A 16,361-nucleotide genomic window follows, 5' to 3' on the forward strand; every position below is an offset into this window, starting at 1 on the left:
CTGCGTTCCTTCGTTCGCTTCTCCGCGCGGCTCGTCTCCGCCGGGCTCGCGCGGCTCCAGGTCGGCGAGCCACAGCCGCTGGAGCATGTGCCAGTCCTCGGGGTGGTCGGCGATGCCGGAGGCGAAGGTGTCGGCGAGCGCCTGGGTCATCAGGGCGGCCTTCTCGGTGCGGGTGCCGGTCTCGGGGACCTCGATCTCGGGGTGGACCCGGCCGCGCATGACGGGGGTCTCGTCGTACCAGAGGGTGACCGGCAGCAGCATCGCGCCGGTCTGTACGGCGAGCATCGCGGGGCCGGCCGGCATCTTCGTCTCCTCGCCGAAGAACTTGACCGGGATGCCGGAGCTGGACAGGTCGCGGTCGGCGACCAGGCAGACCAGGCCGCCGGCGCGCAGCCGCCGGGCGAGCGTGCCGAAGGCGGCGCCGCCGGTGTGCGGCAGTACCTCCATGCCCAGGCCCTCGCGGTAGGCGACGAAGCGGTCGTAGAGGGACTCGGGCTTGAGGCGCTCGGCGACGGTGGTGAAGGGGGTGTTGAGCTTGGTGGTGACCCAGACGCCCGCGAGGTCGTAGTTGCCCATGTGGGGCAGGGCGAGGATGACACCGCGATCGCTCTTGAGCCCCTCCTCCAGGTGGTGCACGTCCTCGGGCACGAAGCCCGTCCTTATCCGGTCCTTGCTCCAGGCCGGCAGGCGGAAGGACTCCATCCAGTAGCGCATGTACGAGCGCATCCCGGCCCGGGAGAGCTCGGCCAGGCGCTCGGCGGAGGCGTCCGGGACCACCCGGGCGAGGTTGCCCTCCAGGCGGCGGACGCCCTTGCCGCGGCGCTTCCAGGCCGTGTCGGCGATCCGCCGGCCGAGGCGTACGGCGACCCCTTCGGGCAGCTTCTTGACGGTGCTCCAGCCCAGGCCGTAGAGCGCGTCGGTGAGTTTGCCGGTGTCGATCCCCGGCAGGCCGGCCTTGCGAGCGCTCATGCGCTGTTCCCCCCTTGTGCGACGGCGTCGGCCTCGGCCGACTCCCGGCGTACCGTCACCACGCGCTGGCCGAGGGTGACGGCGCTGCCGATGCCGACGATCCACAGTGCGATCGGCAGCAGGACCTCGACGCCGGGCACCCCGAACGCGTGCAGGCCCGACAGCCCGCAGGCCACCAGCGTGATGACCAGCCGCTCGGCGCGTTCGACCAGGCCGTTGACGTCGACCGGCAGCCCGATGGCCTCGCCCCGCGCCTTGGTGTACGACACGACCTGCCCGCTGGCCAGGCAGAAGATCGCCATGGCGCAGAGGATCAGGCTCTCGCCGCGCCCCGCGTACCAGAGGGCGAGCCCGCCGAAGATCGCGGAGTCGGCGACCCGGTCGAGGGTGGAGTCGAGGAAGGCCCCCCAGCGGCTGGAGCGGCCGAGCTGCCGCGCCATGTTGCCGTCGACCAGGTCGGAGAAGACGAAGAGGGTGATGACGACCGTGCCCCAGAAGAACTCGCCCTGCGGATAGAAGACCAGGGCGCCGGCGACCACGCCTCCGGTTCCGACGAGGGTGACCGCGTCCGGGCTGACGCCGATACGGATGAGCAGGGCGGCGAACGGCGTGAGAACACGCGTGAAGAAAGCACGCGCGTACTTGTTCAGCATGGCCTTCCCGGAGGTCGATATGGGCCGCGCGGTCAAGGGGCCACCGGCTGGCCCATCGTAGCCACGAGGCCCCGGGCCGCCGCGAAGGCATCGCGGCGCAGGGTGCATGCGGCGGCTCGGGGCTGCGGTTGCGCGCCTCCCGGCGTACGGACAGGCCCCCGGAGCCCTTGGGAGGACCGGGCCCTTGCGCCATGTATGGACGCATGGTGACCTCGGTGGAAAGCTCGAATCACCGCAAAGTGTCGACCTGGAGGCGAGACACATGAGCGAGAAGTCGAGTACGAACCCGGGAGCCGCCGGAAGGGCATCAGCGGCCGGCCAGCCCACGGCCCTGCGAAATGTGGTGCTGGTCGGCCACAGCGGATCGGGAAAGACCACTCTGGTCGAGGCCCTCGCGCTGGCATCCGGCGCGGTCAACCGGGCGGGCCGGGTCGAGGACGGCGGCTGTCTGTCGGACTACGACGAGATCGAGCACCGTCAGCAACGTTCCGTGCAGCTCTCCCTGGTCCCGGTGGACTGGGGCGGAATCAAGATCAATATCTTGGACACCCCCGGATACGCCGATTTCGTCGGGGAACTCAGGGCCGGTCTGCGCGCCGCGGACGCGGCCCTTTTCGTTGTCTCGGCGGCCGACGGCGTGGCCGGCGCGACCCGCATGGTCTGGGACGAGTGCGCGGCCGTCGGGATGCCGCGAGCCCTGGTCATCACGCATCTGGAGGCGTCCCGCGCCGACTTCCACGAGATGACCGAGCTGTGCCGGACCGCGTTCGGCGGCGAGGACCCGGACGCGGTGCTGCCGCTGTACCTGCCGCTGTACGGAACGCCGGGCGCCGACGGCCACTCCCCCGTACACGGCCTGATCGGCCTGCTCTCGCGGCGGGTCTTCGACTACGCGTCCGGCGAGCGCACCGAACGCGAGCCGACGGCGGAGGAGCTGCCCCTGATCGAGGAGGCCCGCAACCGCCTCATCGAGGGGATCATCGCCGAGAGCGAGGACGAGTCCCTGATGGACCGCTACCTCGGCGGCGAGGACATCGACGTCAAGACCCTCGTCGGGGACCTGGAGACGGCGGTCGCCCGCGGCACCTTCCACCCCGTGCTGGCCGCCGCCCCGGCCCCCGAGGGCGCCAAGCAGGGGCTGGGCACCGTGGAGCTGCTGGAGCTGATCACCGGAGGCTTCCCGACGCCCGCGGAGCGCGAGGCGCCCGAGGTGACCACCCCGGAGGGCGCCCCGCGCCCGGCGCTGAGCTGCGATCCCGACGGCCCGCTGGCGGCCGAGGTGGTCAAGACCTCCTCCGACCCGTACGTCGGCCGGATCTCGCTGGTCCGGGTCTTCTCCGGCACCCTGCGCCCGGACGAGACGGTGCATGTCTCGGGCCACGGGCTGCAGGACCGGGGCCATGAGGACCATGACGTCGACGAGCGGGTCGGGGCGCTGTCCGCACCGTTCGGCAAGCAGCAGCGTCCGCTGCCGCAGGCGATCGCCGGCGACCTGGCGTGTGTGGCGAAGCTGTCGCGCGCCGAGACCGGCGACACCCTCTCCGACAAGGACAGTCCGCTGCTGATGGAGCCCTGGACGATGCCCGACCCGCTGCTGCCGGTCGCCATCCGGGCGCACAGCAAGGCCGACGAGGACAAGCTCTCGCAGGGGCTGGCCCGTCTGGTGGCCGAGGACCCGACGATGCGTCTGGAGCACCACCAGGACACCCATCAGGTGGTGTTGTGGTGTCTGGGCGAGGCGCATGTCGATGTGGCGCTGGAGCGGCTGCGCACCCGCTACGGCGTCCAGGTCGACACGGTCGCGCACAAGGTGCCGCTCCGGGAGACCTTCGGCGAGGCGTCGGCCGGCCGCGGGCGGCATGTGAAGCAGTCCGGTGGGCACGGGCAGTTCGCGATCTGCGAGATCGAGGTGGAGCCGCTGCCGGGCGGTTCCGGCATCGAGTTCGTGGACAAGGTCGTGGGCGGCGCGGTGCCCCGGCAGTTCATCCCGTCCGTGGAGAAGGGCGTGCGCGCCCAGGCCGCGCGCGGGGTGGCCGCCGGGCATCCGCTGGTCGACATCCGCGTCACGCTGCTCGACGGCAAGGCGCACTCGGTCGACTCCTCGGACGCCGCGTTCCAGACGGCGGGCGCGCTGGCGCTGCGCGAGGCGGCCGCCGACGTCCGGATCGATCTGCTCGAACCGGTCTGCGAGGTCAGTGTGATGGTTCCGGACGACTTCGTCGGCCCGGTGATGAGCGATCTGTCGGGCCGGCGCGGCCGGGTGGTGGGCACCGAGCAGTCCGGTGCGGGCCGCACCGTCGTGCGTGCGGAGGTGCCGGAGATCGAGATCGGCCGGTACGCGATCGACCTGCGTTCGCTCTCGCACGGCAGCGGACGGTTCTCCCGCGTCTACGTACGGCATGAGCCGATGCCGCCGCAGCTGGCCGCGAAGGTGCGGGAAGAGGCGGAGAACGGCGGGTAGTTGACGCCGGGTCAGCCATGGATCGGCCGCTGTCCGGCTCAACCCCCTCGGGCTGGACGGCGGCTGTACGCTGAGAACCTTGTCGTCGGGCCGTGCGCGCGACGACGAGGCGCGTCGGCCACCGGCTCCTGACAGGTGTGCCGTCGGCGGAAGCCGGGAAGAGCCGCATCATCGGATGCGAGCGGTGTGGGGGGCGGTAGTGGCAGACGGGTTCGACTTCAGCCCAGGGGCGCAGGTGCCGCTCTCGGGGAGCGCCGGGCAGACGGCGGCGACCCAGGCGCTGGCCTCGGCCGCATATCGGGACAGCCCGCTGGCCGACATCTCCAAGGCGGACTCCGACTCGGGCAAGTCCGAGATCAAGAAGCCGAAGCTGTCGCTGTTCGCGCCCAACCTCGGCGAGGCGTACTCGCGCGCCGTGCAGGTGCGGATGCTCGGCGGCGACCGCAAGCCACTCATCCAGTCGTTCGGGATCGAGCCGCAGACCATCGTCGAGCACTGTCTGTCGGCCACTCGGGTCCGCAAGCAGCGGGACAGCAAACTGACGCTGCTGATGGTGCTGTTCGGGCTGCTGTTCCTGCCCGGTGTGCTGCTGTGGCTGGGCGTCTTCCAGCTGCGCAAGATGCTCTCCAAGGACGGCGAGGGCAAGGGCGTCTCGCTGCTCGGCGCGGTGCTGCTGACCGTGCTCGCCGGCGTCGGGCTGGTCTTCATGATCAAGCTGCCGATGAACGGCTTCTGGCCGATGTACGCCCGGGCCATGGTCGTCGCCCCGGTGGTCGGCTGGTGGCTGGCCAAGCAGATCTGCGAGAAGACCGCGGTGGCGATGCGGGAGTCGTGGAAGGGGCTGCTGGAGGGCGGCGGGGTGGCCGCCAAGATCCCCGAGGCGGTGCCGCAGGACCCGAACGAGACCGCCGCCGAGACCCTCCGGCAGAATCTGGCCAAGGTCACCGCCGAGCAGAACAGCAATGTCGTCTTCTACGCCGGCCCCAAGGGCATACTCGGCATGGGCACCCGCTGGGGCAGCTGGCAGCTGGCCGAGGAGCTCAAGCCGGCGCAGGAGGGCACGGAGATCAACCCGTTCCGCAGCTGGGACGTGATCCGTGCGATCCACGACAAGCTGCGGCTGCTGGAGCGCAGCCCGCTGCACACCGGCGGCTTCCCGACTCCCTCCGTCCGCCACTGGATCGTCTCGCCGGTCGGTGAGAAGGCCGCCGCCGTCAGCCGCCCGGAGGGCACGCATGTCGAGGCGTACCAGATCCGCGGTCACGAAATAGAGCGGATCTGCAACGACCAGCAGTTCGGCAGCGGCAACCGCCACTACCTCGGCGTCCAGTTCGTCCTGTGGGACGGCCAGTTGGTGATCACCCTGATGATCACCGTCACGGTGCTGCACGAGACGCTGCGCATCGAGGTGACCGGCCACGCCCTCGGCCCGGTCAACGGCCTGTTCACGACCAAGCCGGAGCCCAAGACCAAGGACGTCGCCAAGGTCGTCAAGTTCTGGGAGACCAAGACCCAGACGCTCCCGCTGATCGAGCCGCAGGAGGTGGTCCGGCTCGCCGCCCGGGCCCCGCTGACCTGGTTCCCGCCGGTCCTGGACTTCCTCGGCGGCAAGCTGACGCTCCCCGAGCCGTTCGGCCTGCGGCACGTCTGGGCCGACAAGCCCTGGCGGCACCGCTTCATGGCCGATGACGCGCTGCGCGCCGCGACGCCGGTCCTGCGCACGGTCCACGCCGCCGCGATGAACGTCCTGAAGGACAACGGCGTGGACACCGAGCGCTTCACCAACCGTTCCCTGGTGCTCAGCGGCATGATCCAGGGCGTGGAACCGCACAAGGTCGACGAGTACAACGCGTAGCGGTCCTCGGCTCCTGGGGCCCGTCCGGTGCTGTCGCCGGGCGGGCCCCAGGTGTTCGTGCCCGGGGGGCTCTTCGCTCTCGGTGGGTCCGCGCTGATCGAAGCGGCACCCGCTAGCGGAAGATGCCGGTGTGCCCCAGGGAGTAGCGCCCCGGCTGCGGGTAGACCGCGAGGCCGTGCGGGCCCTGGCCGACCGGGATCTTGGCCAGGGTCTTGCCGGTGCGGGTGTCCAGTGCGTAGACCTCGGAGTGGTAGCGGCCGGAGAGCCACAGGACCTTGCCGTCGGTGGACAGCCCGCCCATGTCGGGGCTGCCGCCGCCGCGGATGTGCCACTTGCCGGCGAGTTCGCCGGTCTTGAAGTCGAGCAGGGAGATCGAGCCCTCGCCGCGGTTGGAGATGTACATGGTCTTGGAGTCGCGGCTGACGTAGAGGCCGTGGGCGCCCTTGCCGGTCGGCATCAGCCTGGGCCGGTCGAAGGCGTCGCCGTTGAGCACCCAGATGCCGTCGGCCATCATGTCGGCGACGTACCAGGTCCTGCCGTCCGGGGAGATCTTCACGTCCTGCGGCATGGCGCCCTCGAACGGCAGCTTCTCCTGGCCGATGACCTTCATCTTCTCCGTGTCGACCTTCAGCAGCTCACCGGAGAACTCGCAGGAGACGATGAAGTACTTGCCGTCCGGCGAGAAGTCGGCGTGGTTGACGCCGGCGCAGCTGACCGGGACGGTCTTGCGGATCTCCATGCTGTGCGGGTCGCGGAAGACCAGCTGCCGGTCCATGGAGGCCATCACCACGGCGTACTTCCCGTTGGGCGTGAAGTACAGGTTGTACGGGTCGTGGACCTTGACGCGCTTGCCGGCCTTGCCGGTGGCGGGGTCGATCGGGGTGAGGTCGTGCCCCCGGTTGTTGTTGACCCAGAGCGTCTTCATGTCCCAGGACGGCACGACGTGCTGCGGCTGGACGCCGACGGGGATGGTCTCCATGACCTTGTACGTCTTCGGGTCGATGACGCTGACGGTGTCGGACCCTGTGTTGGGCACGTAGATCCGCGACGGGTAACCCTTGACCTGCGGCGCCAGCTTGCCGGGGCGGTCCGCGGCGTACAGGTCGTGCTCGTCGAGCAGCGGCGGCATCCCCGGCAGTCCCGGTTTGGCGGCCTTGACCGGTGCGCGTTCGACCGGTGGGGGGCTCTGCGCGGCGGGCTTGGTCCCGCCGCCGCTGCAGCCCGCCGCCACCAGCGCACAGGCCGCGGCGAGCAGCGCGGCCGCCCGGTGGCGAAGGCCCCGGCTCAGGAAGCGGGTCGGGGAATCGGTACGGTTCCGGTCAGCCATCAGGTCACTAGCTCCGTTGTCGTCACCGCGCGCAGACCGCGCCGGCGGAGGCCGTCGAGGATGGAGGGCAGCGCGGCCACCGTGCCGGCGTGCCCCAGGTGGAGGCTCACGACCGAGCCCGGCCCGACCGAGTCCAGGACCGTGCGCCGGACGGCCGGGGCACCGGGGTCGTTCGCGTCGAGCGAGTCCACGTCGTAGGACAGGACATGCGGATAGCCGGCCTTGCGGGCCAGCGAGGTCACCAGTTCGGTGGCCCGCCGGGTCCGCGAGGGGCGGAACCAGCTGCCGATGGTGCCGGTGAGGGTGCGCAGCCGGTCGGCGCAGCGGACGATCTCGGCGTACGCCTCGGCGGCCGGCAGGGCGCAGATCGCGCGGTGGTGCATGGTGTGATTGCCCAGCTCATGGCCGCCGTCGAGGATGCGGCGGGCCATCGCGGGCTGCTCGTCGAGCCAGTCGCCGACGGCGAGCACGGTGACCTTGGCGCCGCCCCGCTCGGCCTCGCCGAGCAGGGCGGTGGCCAGCCGGGGATCGCCCGCGCCGTGGAAGGTCAGCGCGACGGCCCGCCCGTCGCGCGGCCCGTGCTCGATCTGTGCGCCCAGACCGGGTACCCGGGTGGGCCGCCGGGCGGCGGGGGCGGGGACGGGCGGGCGCCGGCCGGCCCCGGAAGGGTTCGGCCCGCCACCGGCCCGTGCGGCACCGGGGTCCGCGGCCCGGTCCGGGGCGCAGCCCGCCGCCAGCGCGCCGGCTCCCGCGGCCGAGGCGGCCGCGCGCAGCACGGAGCGACGATCCAGTGAAGTCACCACCCCATTAGAGAGGCAACTAATCAGAATTAGGGCGATATGCCCGATTCACCCGCGTACGTGTCGTACCGAGCATCGCCCCGGGACACCGCCCCGGACGACGGCCCGAGCGAGCTACGCGGGCCAGGCCGCGGCGAGCATCACCCGGGTGTCGGCGAGGAGTTGGGGCAGCACCTTGGTGTGGCCGACCACCGGCATGAAGTTGGTGTCCCCGCCCCAGCGGGGGACGACGTGCTGGTGGAGATGGGCCGCGATGCCGGCGCCGGCGACCGTGCCCTGGTTCATCCCGATGTTGAAGCCGTGCGCCCCGGACGCGGTGCGCAGCGCGGTCATCGCCCGCTTGGTGAACTCGGCCAGCTCGGCGGTTTCCGGGCCGTCCAGCTCGGTGTAGTCGGCGACGTGCCGGAACGGGACGACCATGAGGTGGCCGCCGTTGTACGGGTAGAGGTTCAGCACCGCGTAGACATGCTCACCGCGCGCGATCACGAGGCCGTCCTCGTCCGACTTCGCGGGGATGGTGCAGAACGGGCAGCCGTCGTCGGCCCCCGGGCCGCTCGGTTTGTTCTCGCCCTGGATGTAGGCCATCCGGTGGGGCGTCCACAGGCGCTGGAAGGCGTCCTGCGTCCCGACTCCGATCTGCTGCTCCGGCTCGCTTGTCATACGGGCCAGCATATGGCTTCGTCCATTGGCAGCGTGTCGTTGGGGCGCACAGCGCCGGCCACTCCGCGATGCTGTGGCGATGGACAGGGAAGCGCGGCTGCGGGAGTGGGAGGAGCGGGCCGAGCCGTACCTCCTGATCGCCTCGCTGCTCTTCCTCGCCTCCTACGCGGTCCGGGTCCTGATCCCGGACCTCCCTCCCGGCTGGCAGGTCTTCTGGGGCCTGGTCACCGCCGTGACCTGGGGCGCCTTCGTCGTCGAATATCTGGCCCGGCTGCTGCTCAGCGAGCACCGCCGGCGCTTCGTCCGCACCCGGTGGCTGGACCTGATCGTGACCGTGCTGCCCCTGCTGCGGCCGCTGCGGCTCATCGAGACGCACGACCGGATGCAGCGCCGCAGGGACCACCCACGGCTCGCCCTCGAAGCCCGCGTGATGACCTATGCCGGGCTGACCTCGCTGCTGCTGGGCTTCGCCGCGAGCCTGGCCGTCTACCACGACGAGCGCCTGGCCCCGCACTCGACCATCACGACCTTCGGCGACTCGGTGTGGTGGGCCTGCTCGACCCTGACGACCACCGGGTACGGCGACGCCACGCCCGTCACCCCGCGCGGCCGGCTGGCCGGAGTGGCGCTGATGTTCGTCGGCGTCGCCCTGGTGGGGGCGGTGGTGGGCTCGTTCTCGTCGTGGCTGGCGCGGCGCTTCCGGGTGGAGGGCGAGACATGACGGGGCCCCGGGGAGGCCGATCGCTCCCCGGGGCCCACGTCACGGAAACCGGCGTCACACCTGCAGGCGGCGCTCCACCACGTCGAGGATCTCGGCGATCGCCTCGTCGCGCGGGATCCCGTTCTTCTGCGACCCGTCGCGGTAGCGGAAGGACACCGCCCCGGCCGCCATGTCCTCGTCACCGGCGATGACCATGAACGGCACCTTGCTCTTCTGCGCGTTCCTGATCTTCTTCTGCATCCGGTCCGACGAGGAGTCGACCTCGATCCGCAGCCCCTTGGCCTTCGCCTGCGCGGCGAACTCCTCCAGATACGGAACGTGCGCGTCGCCGATCGGGATGCAGGTCGCCTGCACCGGGGCCAGCCACGCCGGGAACGCGCCCGCGTAGTGCTCCAGCAGCACCGCGAAGAACCGCTCGATCGAACCGAACAGCGCGCGGTGGATCATGACCGGACGCTGCTTGGAGCCGTCCGCCGAGGTGTACTCCAGCTCGAAGCGCTTGGGCTGCTGGAAGTCGACCTGGATGGTCGACATCTGCCAGGTACGGCCGATGGCGTCCTTGGCCTGCACGGAGATCTTGGGACCGTAGTACGCGGCGCCGCCCGGGTCCATGACCAGCTCCAGGCCCTGCTTCTCGGCGGCCTCGCGCAGCGTCTCGGTGGCCTCCGCCCACTCCTCGGGCTCACCGATGAACTTCTCGGAGTCGTCGCGGGTGGACAGCTCGAGGTAGAAGTCGCTGAGGCCGTAGTCGCGCAGCAGGTCCAGCACGAAGGTCAGCAGCGAGTCCAGCTCGTCATGCATCTGCTCCTTGGTGCAGTAGATGTGCGAGTCGTCCTGGGTGAAGCCGCGGGCCCGGGTCAGGCCGTGCACCACACCGGACTTCTCGTAGCGGTAGACCGTGCCGAACTCGAAGAGCCGCAGCGGCAGTTCGCGGTACGAGCGGCCGCGCGCCTGGAAGATCAGGTTGTGCATCGGGCAGTTCATCGCCTTGAGGCGGTAGTCCTGTCCCTCGAACTGCACGGGCGGGAACATCGCGTCCGCGTAGCTCGGCAGGTGGCCCGAGACCTCGAAGAGCTTCTGCTTGGAGATGTGCGGGGTGTTGACGAACTCGTAGCCCGCCTCCTCGTGCCGCCGGCGGGCGTAGTCCTCCATCACCCGGCGGATGACGCCGCCCTTGGGGTGGAAGACGGCCAGGCCCGAGCCGAGGATCTCCGGAATGGAGAACAGGTCGAGCTCGGCACCGAGCTTGCGGTGGTCGCGCTTCTCGGCCTCGGCGAGGAAGTCCAGATGCGCCTTGAGCTCGTCCTTGGTCGGCCAGGCGGTGCCGTAGATCCGCTGCAGCTGCTTGTTCTTCTCGCTGCCCCGCCAGTACGCGGCGGCCGAGCGCATCAGCTTGAAGGCCGGGATGGCGCGGGTGCTGGGCAGGTGCGGACCGCGGCACAGGTCCTTCCAGCACAGGTCGCCGGTCTTGGCGTCGAGGTTGTCGTAGATGGTCAGCTCGCCGGCGCCCACCTCGGCGGAGGCGCCCTCGGCGGCGTCCGCGGCGGAACCCTTCAGCCCGATCAGTTCGAGCTTGTACGGCTCGTTCGCCAGCTCCTCGCGCGCGGCGTCGTCGCTGACCGCGCGGCGGGCGAACTTCTGCCCGCGCTTCTGGATCTCCTGCATCTTCTTCTCGACGCGCTTGAGATCGTCCGGGTGGAAGGGGGTCTCGACGTCGAAGTCGTAGTAGAAGCCGTCCTTGATGGGCGGGCCGATGCCGAGCTTCGCCTCGGGGAACAGCTCCTGCACGGCCTGGGCCATCACATGCGCGGTGGAGTGCCGCAGGATGTTCAGGCCGTCCTCGGAGGTGATGTCGACGGGCTCGACCTCGTCGCCCTCGGCGACCTCGTACGCCAGGTCCTTCAGCTCCCCGGCCACCCGCGCGGCGACGACACTGCGCTCGCCCTGGAAGAGGTCGGCGGCCGTAGTGCCCGTGGTCACCACGCGTTCTTCCCGCTCGGAATCGCGTTGGACGGTCACACGGACGTCTGACACCGGTCTCTCCTGACTCATGTCTCTTTCACGACAGCGATTGCTGCGCAGCCGAATCGTACCGAGCCGGTGGTCCCGACCGCGAAACGGATTCCGCGGGCGGCTCCGTCAGGGCGTGTCGTCCAGCGGCCCGCCGCACGCCTCCTCGAAGAAGTCGAGATTCTCCTGGAGCGACTTCAGCAGGCGGTCCCGCTCCGCCTCGTCGACCTGTACGGGCGTGACGTCGCGGCCGCCGGTGATCCGGCGGAAGCCGCCCCGGCTCTCCAGCCGCCCGCTGACCCTGATCGGCAGTCCCACCAGGTGGGCGTGCCCGGCGATCCGGTAGTCCTCCTCCCCCAGCGAGACCCGCACCTGCCCGACGTCGGCGCCGGTGATCACCCGCAGCCGCACCGTGCCGGGGCCCCCGGGCCGCTCCCTGCGCAGCCGTACGACCGCGCCGGTCACCCGTACCGGCAGCGACGGCTCGTCGCGCACATAGCGCTGGGCCGCCTGCTGGAGCGCGGGCAGGTCGCCGGGCGAGAACTCCACCGGTTCGGGGCGGGCCGGGCAGCCGGCCGGGGCGCCGGCGGCCGGTGACCACTCGACCGCGATCCGCACCCCCTCCGCATCGCGGACCAGCGCGATCAGCGCCTGCGCCAGCTCATGGCAGACACCCAGCTCGACGGCCGCGTCGAAGGCCTCCATGCCACCGGTGGCACGCTGGTAGTCGGTGGCGTCGCGGGCCGCGTGCAGGGCCCGCTGCAGCCCGGTGACCGCGCCGCGCCCGCCGCGCACCGGAACGAACGCGGTCAGCCGGCGCCCGCCGGCCGCCGGGCCGACCAGCACCTCGCCCATGAACCCCTCGGCCTGCCGCTTGTGCCGGGCACCGTAGTAGCCGGCCCGGCCGTACGTGCCCAGCGCCCCGGCGATCAGCATCGAGCGGGCGGCGCCGCGCAGCTGCTCCTGGGCCACCCAGTACGCGGCACCCGAGCCGCCCTCGGGGACCTCGCGCTCCCAGCGCACCTCGTCACTGGGCACCGCCAGCCCCACCAGCACCTCGCGTGCGGAGGGTGCGGCGCTCTGCGCCAGCGCCGCCAGCGCCTCGGCGAGCAGCTCCGCGCTGTCGGGGAAACGACGGTCGTGCGGCACCAGCAGGCTGGTGCCGCCCATCCCGCCGGGCGGCGTCCACCGGGCGTAGTGGCCGGCGGCGGCGCCCCGGCGGCGCCAGCCGTGCCGGGCCAGCAGCGCGCTGAGCACCGCCGGGTCGAGCAGCGCGGGATCCAGCAGCCGCGCGTCGGGTTCATCGGTCGGCCGGTACATCAGGGTCTCCCTCCCGCCCCGACCCGCGTCATGATCTCGCAGAGCGCTCGGTCGTCGAAGATCCGCGTGGTCGGGATCCGCACAGTGGTCCTGCGCCGGCCGGTCACCGGATGACCGGCCAGGTTTGTCCAGTAGCAGCAGTGCCGCAGTTCGAGACGGTCGTGGGAGGCCCGCAGCCAGTCCCGCTGGGTCCGTGGGACCAGCATCACGACGAGGATCTTGTGCACCGACACGGGCGTGCGGGCGAGCTTGGCCAGGTGGTCGTTGTCGAGCGTGAAGGCGAAGGTCGGCCCCGGTGGGCGCGGGGCGGTCTGGTAGGTGCATTTGAGCTGCACCTTGATGGTGACCTCGTCGTCGACGGTGTGGCCCGGCGCGCCATGGCTGACGTGCCAGTCGATTCCGTTGTCCGGGAAGGGCTGCGCCAGCGAGCATCCGGAGGCGGCGGCGACCGCGTGCAGATAGCCCACCTGGAGGGTCTCCATGCAGGCAGTGGTGGCGAGTCCGCCGCGCTGCGGTGTGGTCCGCTGGGGCAGCAGCCCGCCCGGTTCGGGCTGCGCGAGCGTCATCGCTCAGGGCCTTCCGGGCTGGGGGGAACACCCCCGCGGTCGATGCGTCTGGGATGACGGGGAGGCAGCGGATCGCGCGGCCCGTCACCTTGGTTGTCTCCGCGTCAAGTGGTCCGCAAACAACGACGGTTCGACCACCGGGCGGCTCGGGTATCACCAGCTCGGGTGGTATGCGATGCCATCCCCCGTACAAGCACGAGGAGTTGGGATGATGCCGTGCTGGTATGACGGTCCGCTCGCCGCCTTCGACACCGAGACGACGGGCATCGACGTGGAGCAGGACCGCATCGTCTCCGCGGCCCTGGTGGTCCAGGAGACCCCGCGCTCGACGCCCCGCACCACCCACTGGCTGATCAACCCCGGCGTCGAGATCCCGGAAGCCGCGACGGCGGTGCACGGGCTGACGGCCGACCATCTCGCCCTGCACGGCCGCTGGCCGGCGCCGGTGCTGGAGGAGGTCGCACGCGCCCTGGCCGCGCAGTCGGTGGCCGGCCGGCCGCTGGTGGTGATGAACGCCCCCTTCGATCTGACCCTTCTGGAGCGCGAGTTGAAGCGGCACCGCGCCAGCTCGCTCAACGCCTATCTGGGCGCGCATCCGCTCTGCGTCCTCGACCCCCGCGTCCTCGACAAACACCTGGACCGCTACCGCAAGGGCCGCCGCACGCTCACGGATCTGTGCGCGCACTACGAGGTCGAGCTGACCGATGCGCACGAGGCGGCCGCCGACGCGCTGGCCGCACTGCGCGTCGTACGCGCCCTGGGCCACCGCTTCGCCGACCGGCTGGAGGGCCTGCACCCGGCGGAGCTGCACACCCGCCAGGCGGTCTGGCACGCCGCCCAGGCCCGGGGACTGCAGGCGTGGTTCGCCCGCACCGGCAGCTTCGAGGCGGTCGATCCGCATTGGCCGCTGCGTCCCGAACTCCCGGCCGCCGCCTGATCATGCATCAGGAATTCCGCGCTCCGCCCGGCAAAGGCCCACCACCGGACGGGAATTCCGGCCGCGGCATTCCGCCGACAAAAAAACCGGGCCACCTTTCGGTGGCCCGGTTCTTGATCCGGTGGGCGATACTGGGTTCGAACCAGTGACCTCTTCGGTGTGAACGAAGCGCTCTCCCACTGAGCTAATCGCCCGGATGTCGGCGAGGTTTCCCTCGCGAACGACCTGAACAATACAGGTCGGCCGGGCCTTCCATCAAATTCCTGTCAGCCGCGGGCCAGCCGGGCGGCCAGCCCCCGCCGTCCGGCCCGCATCATCAGCGCGTGATTGGCCACGAACAGCGGGCGCCCCACCAGCGCGAACCGCCGCAGCAGCGGCTTGCGGACCTCGACGTCCTGATCGAACACGGCCCGGGTGCCGCCGCCCGCGGGCCCGACCGTCCAGCGGGCCCAGCCCTCCAGGTCCCCCCGCATCGCGATCTCCAGCAGCCCTGCCACCGGGTCCCGCACCCGCTCGGTCGCGGTGACCTTCAGGTCGTACGGCAGCAGCGACCTGAACCGGGCGGTGCCGCTGCGGTCGTCGAGCGCGGTCACCTCGCGAACCTGCGGCCACCACCGGGGGTAGGCCTCGGCGTGCGCCAAGGCGGCGTAGACGGCCGCCGGCGGGGCGTCCAGCAGCCATACGCTGCGAAAGCGGTAGTGGTGCAGCCGGCGTGACCAGTCGGGCATGGGCCCAGTGTGCGCCCGGCGGCCGCCCGCGCCCAACAACTGCGACGGCCCGGAGACTTGGAAGTCTCCGGGCCGTCGTCCGGGGTGGGCGATACTGGGTTCGAACCAGTGACCTCTTCGGTGTGAACGAAGCGCTCTCCCACTGAGCTAATCGCCCGGGCGCACCGCCAACATTACCCCACGTCGGCGGGCACTCATGACCATGACCCGGGCCGCCTCGGCGCGGCGCGGCCGGATCGGCGCCAGGTCACTCGGAGACGTTCCAGGGCATCGCGAAGCCGAACTTCCACACATAGACCGCGAGCGCCGCCGCGATGATCACCACGCCGATGGTGGTGAGAATGATGTTGCGGCGCCGCACCTTGGGGTCGAGCGCCTTCTGGGCGGCTTCGGTGACCTTTCGCTTGGTCCACCGCAGCACCAGCTGCGCCCAGACGAACTCCGTCGCCCAGATCGCCATGCCGCCGAAGATCACCAGCCATCCGGGACCCGGCAGCGGCAGCATGATCACGCCGGCCACGACCACCGCGAGACCGACGACGAAGACCCCGACCTGCCAGCTCATGTGCAGCGGCCGGGAGCGCTTGATGAAGTGCGGCGCTCGCGATCCGAGTGGTTGCTCGGCCGGCACGGCATCCTCCTCGGCGACTCCCAGCCCCCCGTTACTCTGCGTATTCATACTGCCAAACTTACCGGACGGGATCACTCCGCGGAATTACCGCCGGGGACGATCTCGCAATCCGCCGTAAGAGGTACCTGAAACCACTCAAAACCGTCAGAGGGGTTTACAACGGCACCGTAGGTGGCATGTCGATTTCGCCGACGTGCGAATCCCCGAGCGCACACTGAGCGAAAGGCCCTGGCGCTTATGAACACCACGGTCAGCTGCGAGCTGCACCTGCGCCTCGTTGTGTCGAGCGAGTCCTCACTGCCTGTACCCGCGGGCCTGCGGTATGACACGGCCGATCCCTATGCCGTGCATGCCACCTTCCACACCGGAGCCGAGGAGACCGTCGAGTGGGTTTTCGCCCGCGACCTCCTCGCCGAGGGTCTGCACCGACCCACCGGCACCGGCGACGTCCGCGTATGGCCGTCCCGGAGTCACGGGCAGGGCGTTGTCTGCATCGCCCTGAGCTCCCCGGAAGGCGAAGCACTGCTGGAGGCGCCCGCACGGGCCCTCGAGTCGTTCCTCAAAAGGACCGATGCCGCCGTACCGCCCGGTACGGAGCACCGGCATTTCGATCTCGACACCGAGCTCTCCCACATCCTGGCGGAGAGCTGAGACGCGGAGAGGTAACCGAAAGCACTCACCCGCTCACACTTGCGACCGTCCGACTCGGGGAGACGGCGCAGG

Annotated in this window: 15 protein-coding genes and 2 tRNA genes; 5 read left to right on the plus strand and 12 right to left on the minus strand. The window is 70.8% G+C overall.

Annotated features, from left to right (window positions below; all coding sequences use genetic code 11):
- Window positions 1-969, minus strand: a 969-nt coding sequence (locus AC0680_RS08620) for a phosphatidylinositol mannoside acyltransferase (protein WP_478626069.1), incomplete at its 3' end; no start/stop codon positions are given.
- Window positions 966-1,622: a phosphatidylinositol phosphate synthase gene (gene pgsA, locus AC0680_RS08625; protein WP_478626071.1), complete on the minus strand. Its 657-nt coding sequence runs from the start codon at window positions 1,620-1,622 to the stop codon at window positions 966-968. The genes AC0680_RS08620 and pgsA, both read right to left, overlap by 4 nt.
- A gap of 262 nt (window positions 1,623-1,884) precedes the next feature.
- Here pgsA and AC0680_RS08630 point away from each other — a divergent pair, with 262 nt between their 5' ends.
- Together AC0680_RS08630 and AC0680_RS08635 are read left to right on the plus strand one after the other, a co-directional pair.
- The gene (locus AC0680_RS08630; protein ID WP_478626073.1) at window positions 1,885-4,083 is read left to right on the plus strand and encodes an elongation factor G-like protein EF-G2; all 2,199 of its coding nucleotides are present in this window, start codon (window positions 1,885-1,887) and stop codon (window positions 4,081-4,083) included.
- A gap of 175 nt (window positions 4,084-4,258) precedes the next feature.
- Window positions 4,259-5,938 carry a hypothetical protein gene (locus AC0680_RS08635; RefSeq protein WP_478626075.1) on the plus strand — a complete coding sequence of 560 codons (1,680 nt, stop codon included), beginning with the start codon at window positions 4,259-4,261 and terminating at the stop codon, window positions 5,936-5,938.
- A 112-nt stretch (window positions 5,939-6,050) separates the two neighbouring features.
- Here the strand turns inward: AC0680_RS08635 and AC0680_RS08640 are convergent, their stop codons facing one another.
- The 3 genes from AC0680_RS08640 to AC0680_RS08650 form a co-directional block, all read right to left on the minus strand.
- A complete protein-coding gene (locus AC0680_RS08640) occupies window positions 6,051-7,265 on the minus strand; it encodes a YncE family protein (protein ID WP_478626077.1) in 1,215 nt (404 codons plus the stop codon).
- Window positions 7,265-8,065, minus strand: coding sequence for a polysaccharide deacetylase family protein (locus AC0680_RS08645; RefSeq protein WP_478626079.1), 801 nt, complete (start codon window positions 8,063-8,065; stop codon window positions 7,265-7,267). The genes AC0680_RS08640 and AC0680_RS08645 overlap by 1 nt, the downstream gene beginning before the upstream one ends.
- A 114-nt stretch (window positions 8,066-8,179) precedes the next feature.
- Window positions 8,180-8,737 carry an HIT family protein gene (locus tag AC0680_RS08650; protein ID WP_468976788.1) on the minus strand — a complete coding sequence of 186 codons (558 nt, stop codon included), beginning with the start codon at window positions 8,735-8,737 and terminating at the stop codon, window positions 8,180-8,182.
- A gap of 67 nt (window positions 8,738-8,804) precedes the next feature.
- On the opposite strand from AC0680_RS08650, the gene AC0680_RS08655 reads away from it, so the two are divergent.
- On the plus strand, window positions 8,805-9,446 hold the full coding sequence (locus AC0680_RS08655; protein ID WP_478626082.1) for a potassium channel family protein: 642 nt from the start codon (window positions 8,805-8,807) through the stop codon (window positions 9,444-9,446).
- 54 nt (window positions 9,447-9,500) lie between these two features.
- Here AC0680_RS08655 and thrS read toward each other — a convergent pair whose 3' ends face one another.
- From thrS to AC0680_RS08670, 3 genes are all read right to left on the minus strand, one after another.
- Window positions 9,501-11,480, minus strand: coding sequence for a threonine--tRNA ligase (gene thrS / locus AC0680_RS08660; RefSeq protein WP_478626083.1), 1,980 nt, complete (start codon window positions 11,478-11,480; stop codon window positions 9,501-9,503).
- A gap of 105 nt (window positions 11,481-11,585) precedes the next feature.
- Entirely contained in the window at window positions 11,586-12,776 is a 1,191-nt protein-coding gene (locus AC0680_RS08665; protein WP_384428969.1) for a hypothetical protein, read from the minus strand.
- Window positions 12,776-13,342 (minus strand): DUF4365 domain-containing protein, encoded by a 567-nt coding sequence (locus tag AC0680_RS08670; RefSeq protein ID WP_478626085.1) that lies wholly within the window; start codon window positions 13,340-13,342, stop codon window positions 12,776-12,778. Before AC0680_RS08670 ends, AC0680_RS08665 begins: the two co-directional genes overlap by 1 nt.
- Window positions 13,343-13,553: 211 nt before the next feature.
- Between AC0680_RS08670 and AC0680_RS08675 the strand changes: the two genes are divergently transcribed.
- The gene (locus tag AC0680_RS08675; protein ID WP_478626087.1) at window positions 13,554-14,279 is read left to right on the plus strand and encodes an exonuclease domain-containing protein; all 726 of its coding nucleotides are present in this window, start codon (window positions 13,554-13,556) and stop codon (window positions 14,277-14,279) included.
- Between the two features lie 122 nt (window positions 14,280-14,401).
- On the opposite strand, the gene AC0680_RS08680 is transcribed toward AC0680_RS08675, so the two are convergent.
- From AC0680_RS08680 to AC0680_RS08695, 4 genes are all read right to left on the minus strand, one after another.
- A tRNA-Val gene (locus AC0680_RS08680) sits at window positions 14,402-14,473 on the minus strand.
- Between the two features lie 72 nt (window positions 14,474-14,545).
- On the minus strand, window positions 14,546-15,007 hold the full coding sequence (locus AC0680_RS08685) for an SRPBCC family protein (protein ID WP_478626089.1): 462 nt from the start codon (window positions 15,005-15,007) through the stop codon (window positions 14,546-14,548).
- Between the two features lie 85 nt (window positions 15,008-15,092).
- Window positions 15,093-15,164 (minus strand) — tRNA-Val (locus AC0680_RS08690).
- A 90-nt stretch (window positions 15,165-15,254) separates the two neighbouring features.
- Window positions 15,255-15,686 (minus strand): TIGR02611 family protein, encoded by a 432-nt coding sequence (locus AC0680_RS08695; protein WP_478626090.1) that lies wholly within the window; start codon window positions 15,684-15,686, stop codon window positions 15,255-15,257.
- 189 nt (window positions 15,687-15,875) lie between these two features.
- Between AC0680_RS08695 and AC0680_RS08700 the strand changes: the two genes are divergently transcribed.
- On the plus strand, window positions 15,876-16,289 hold the full coding sequence (locus AC0680_RS08700) for an SsgA family sporulation/cell division regulator (RefSeq protein WP_003959770.1): 414 nt from the start codon (window positions 15,876-15,878) through the stop codon (window positions 16,287-16,289).
- Window positions 16,290-16,361 lie beyond the last annotated feature (72 nt).

This window comes from Streptomyces sp. NPDC043738 (genome assembly GCF_056436545.1).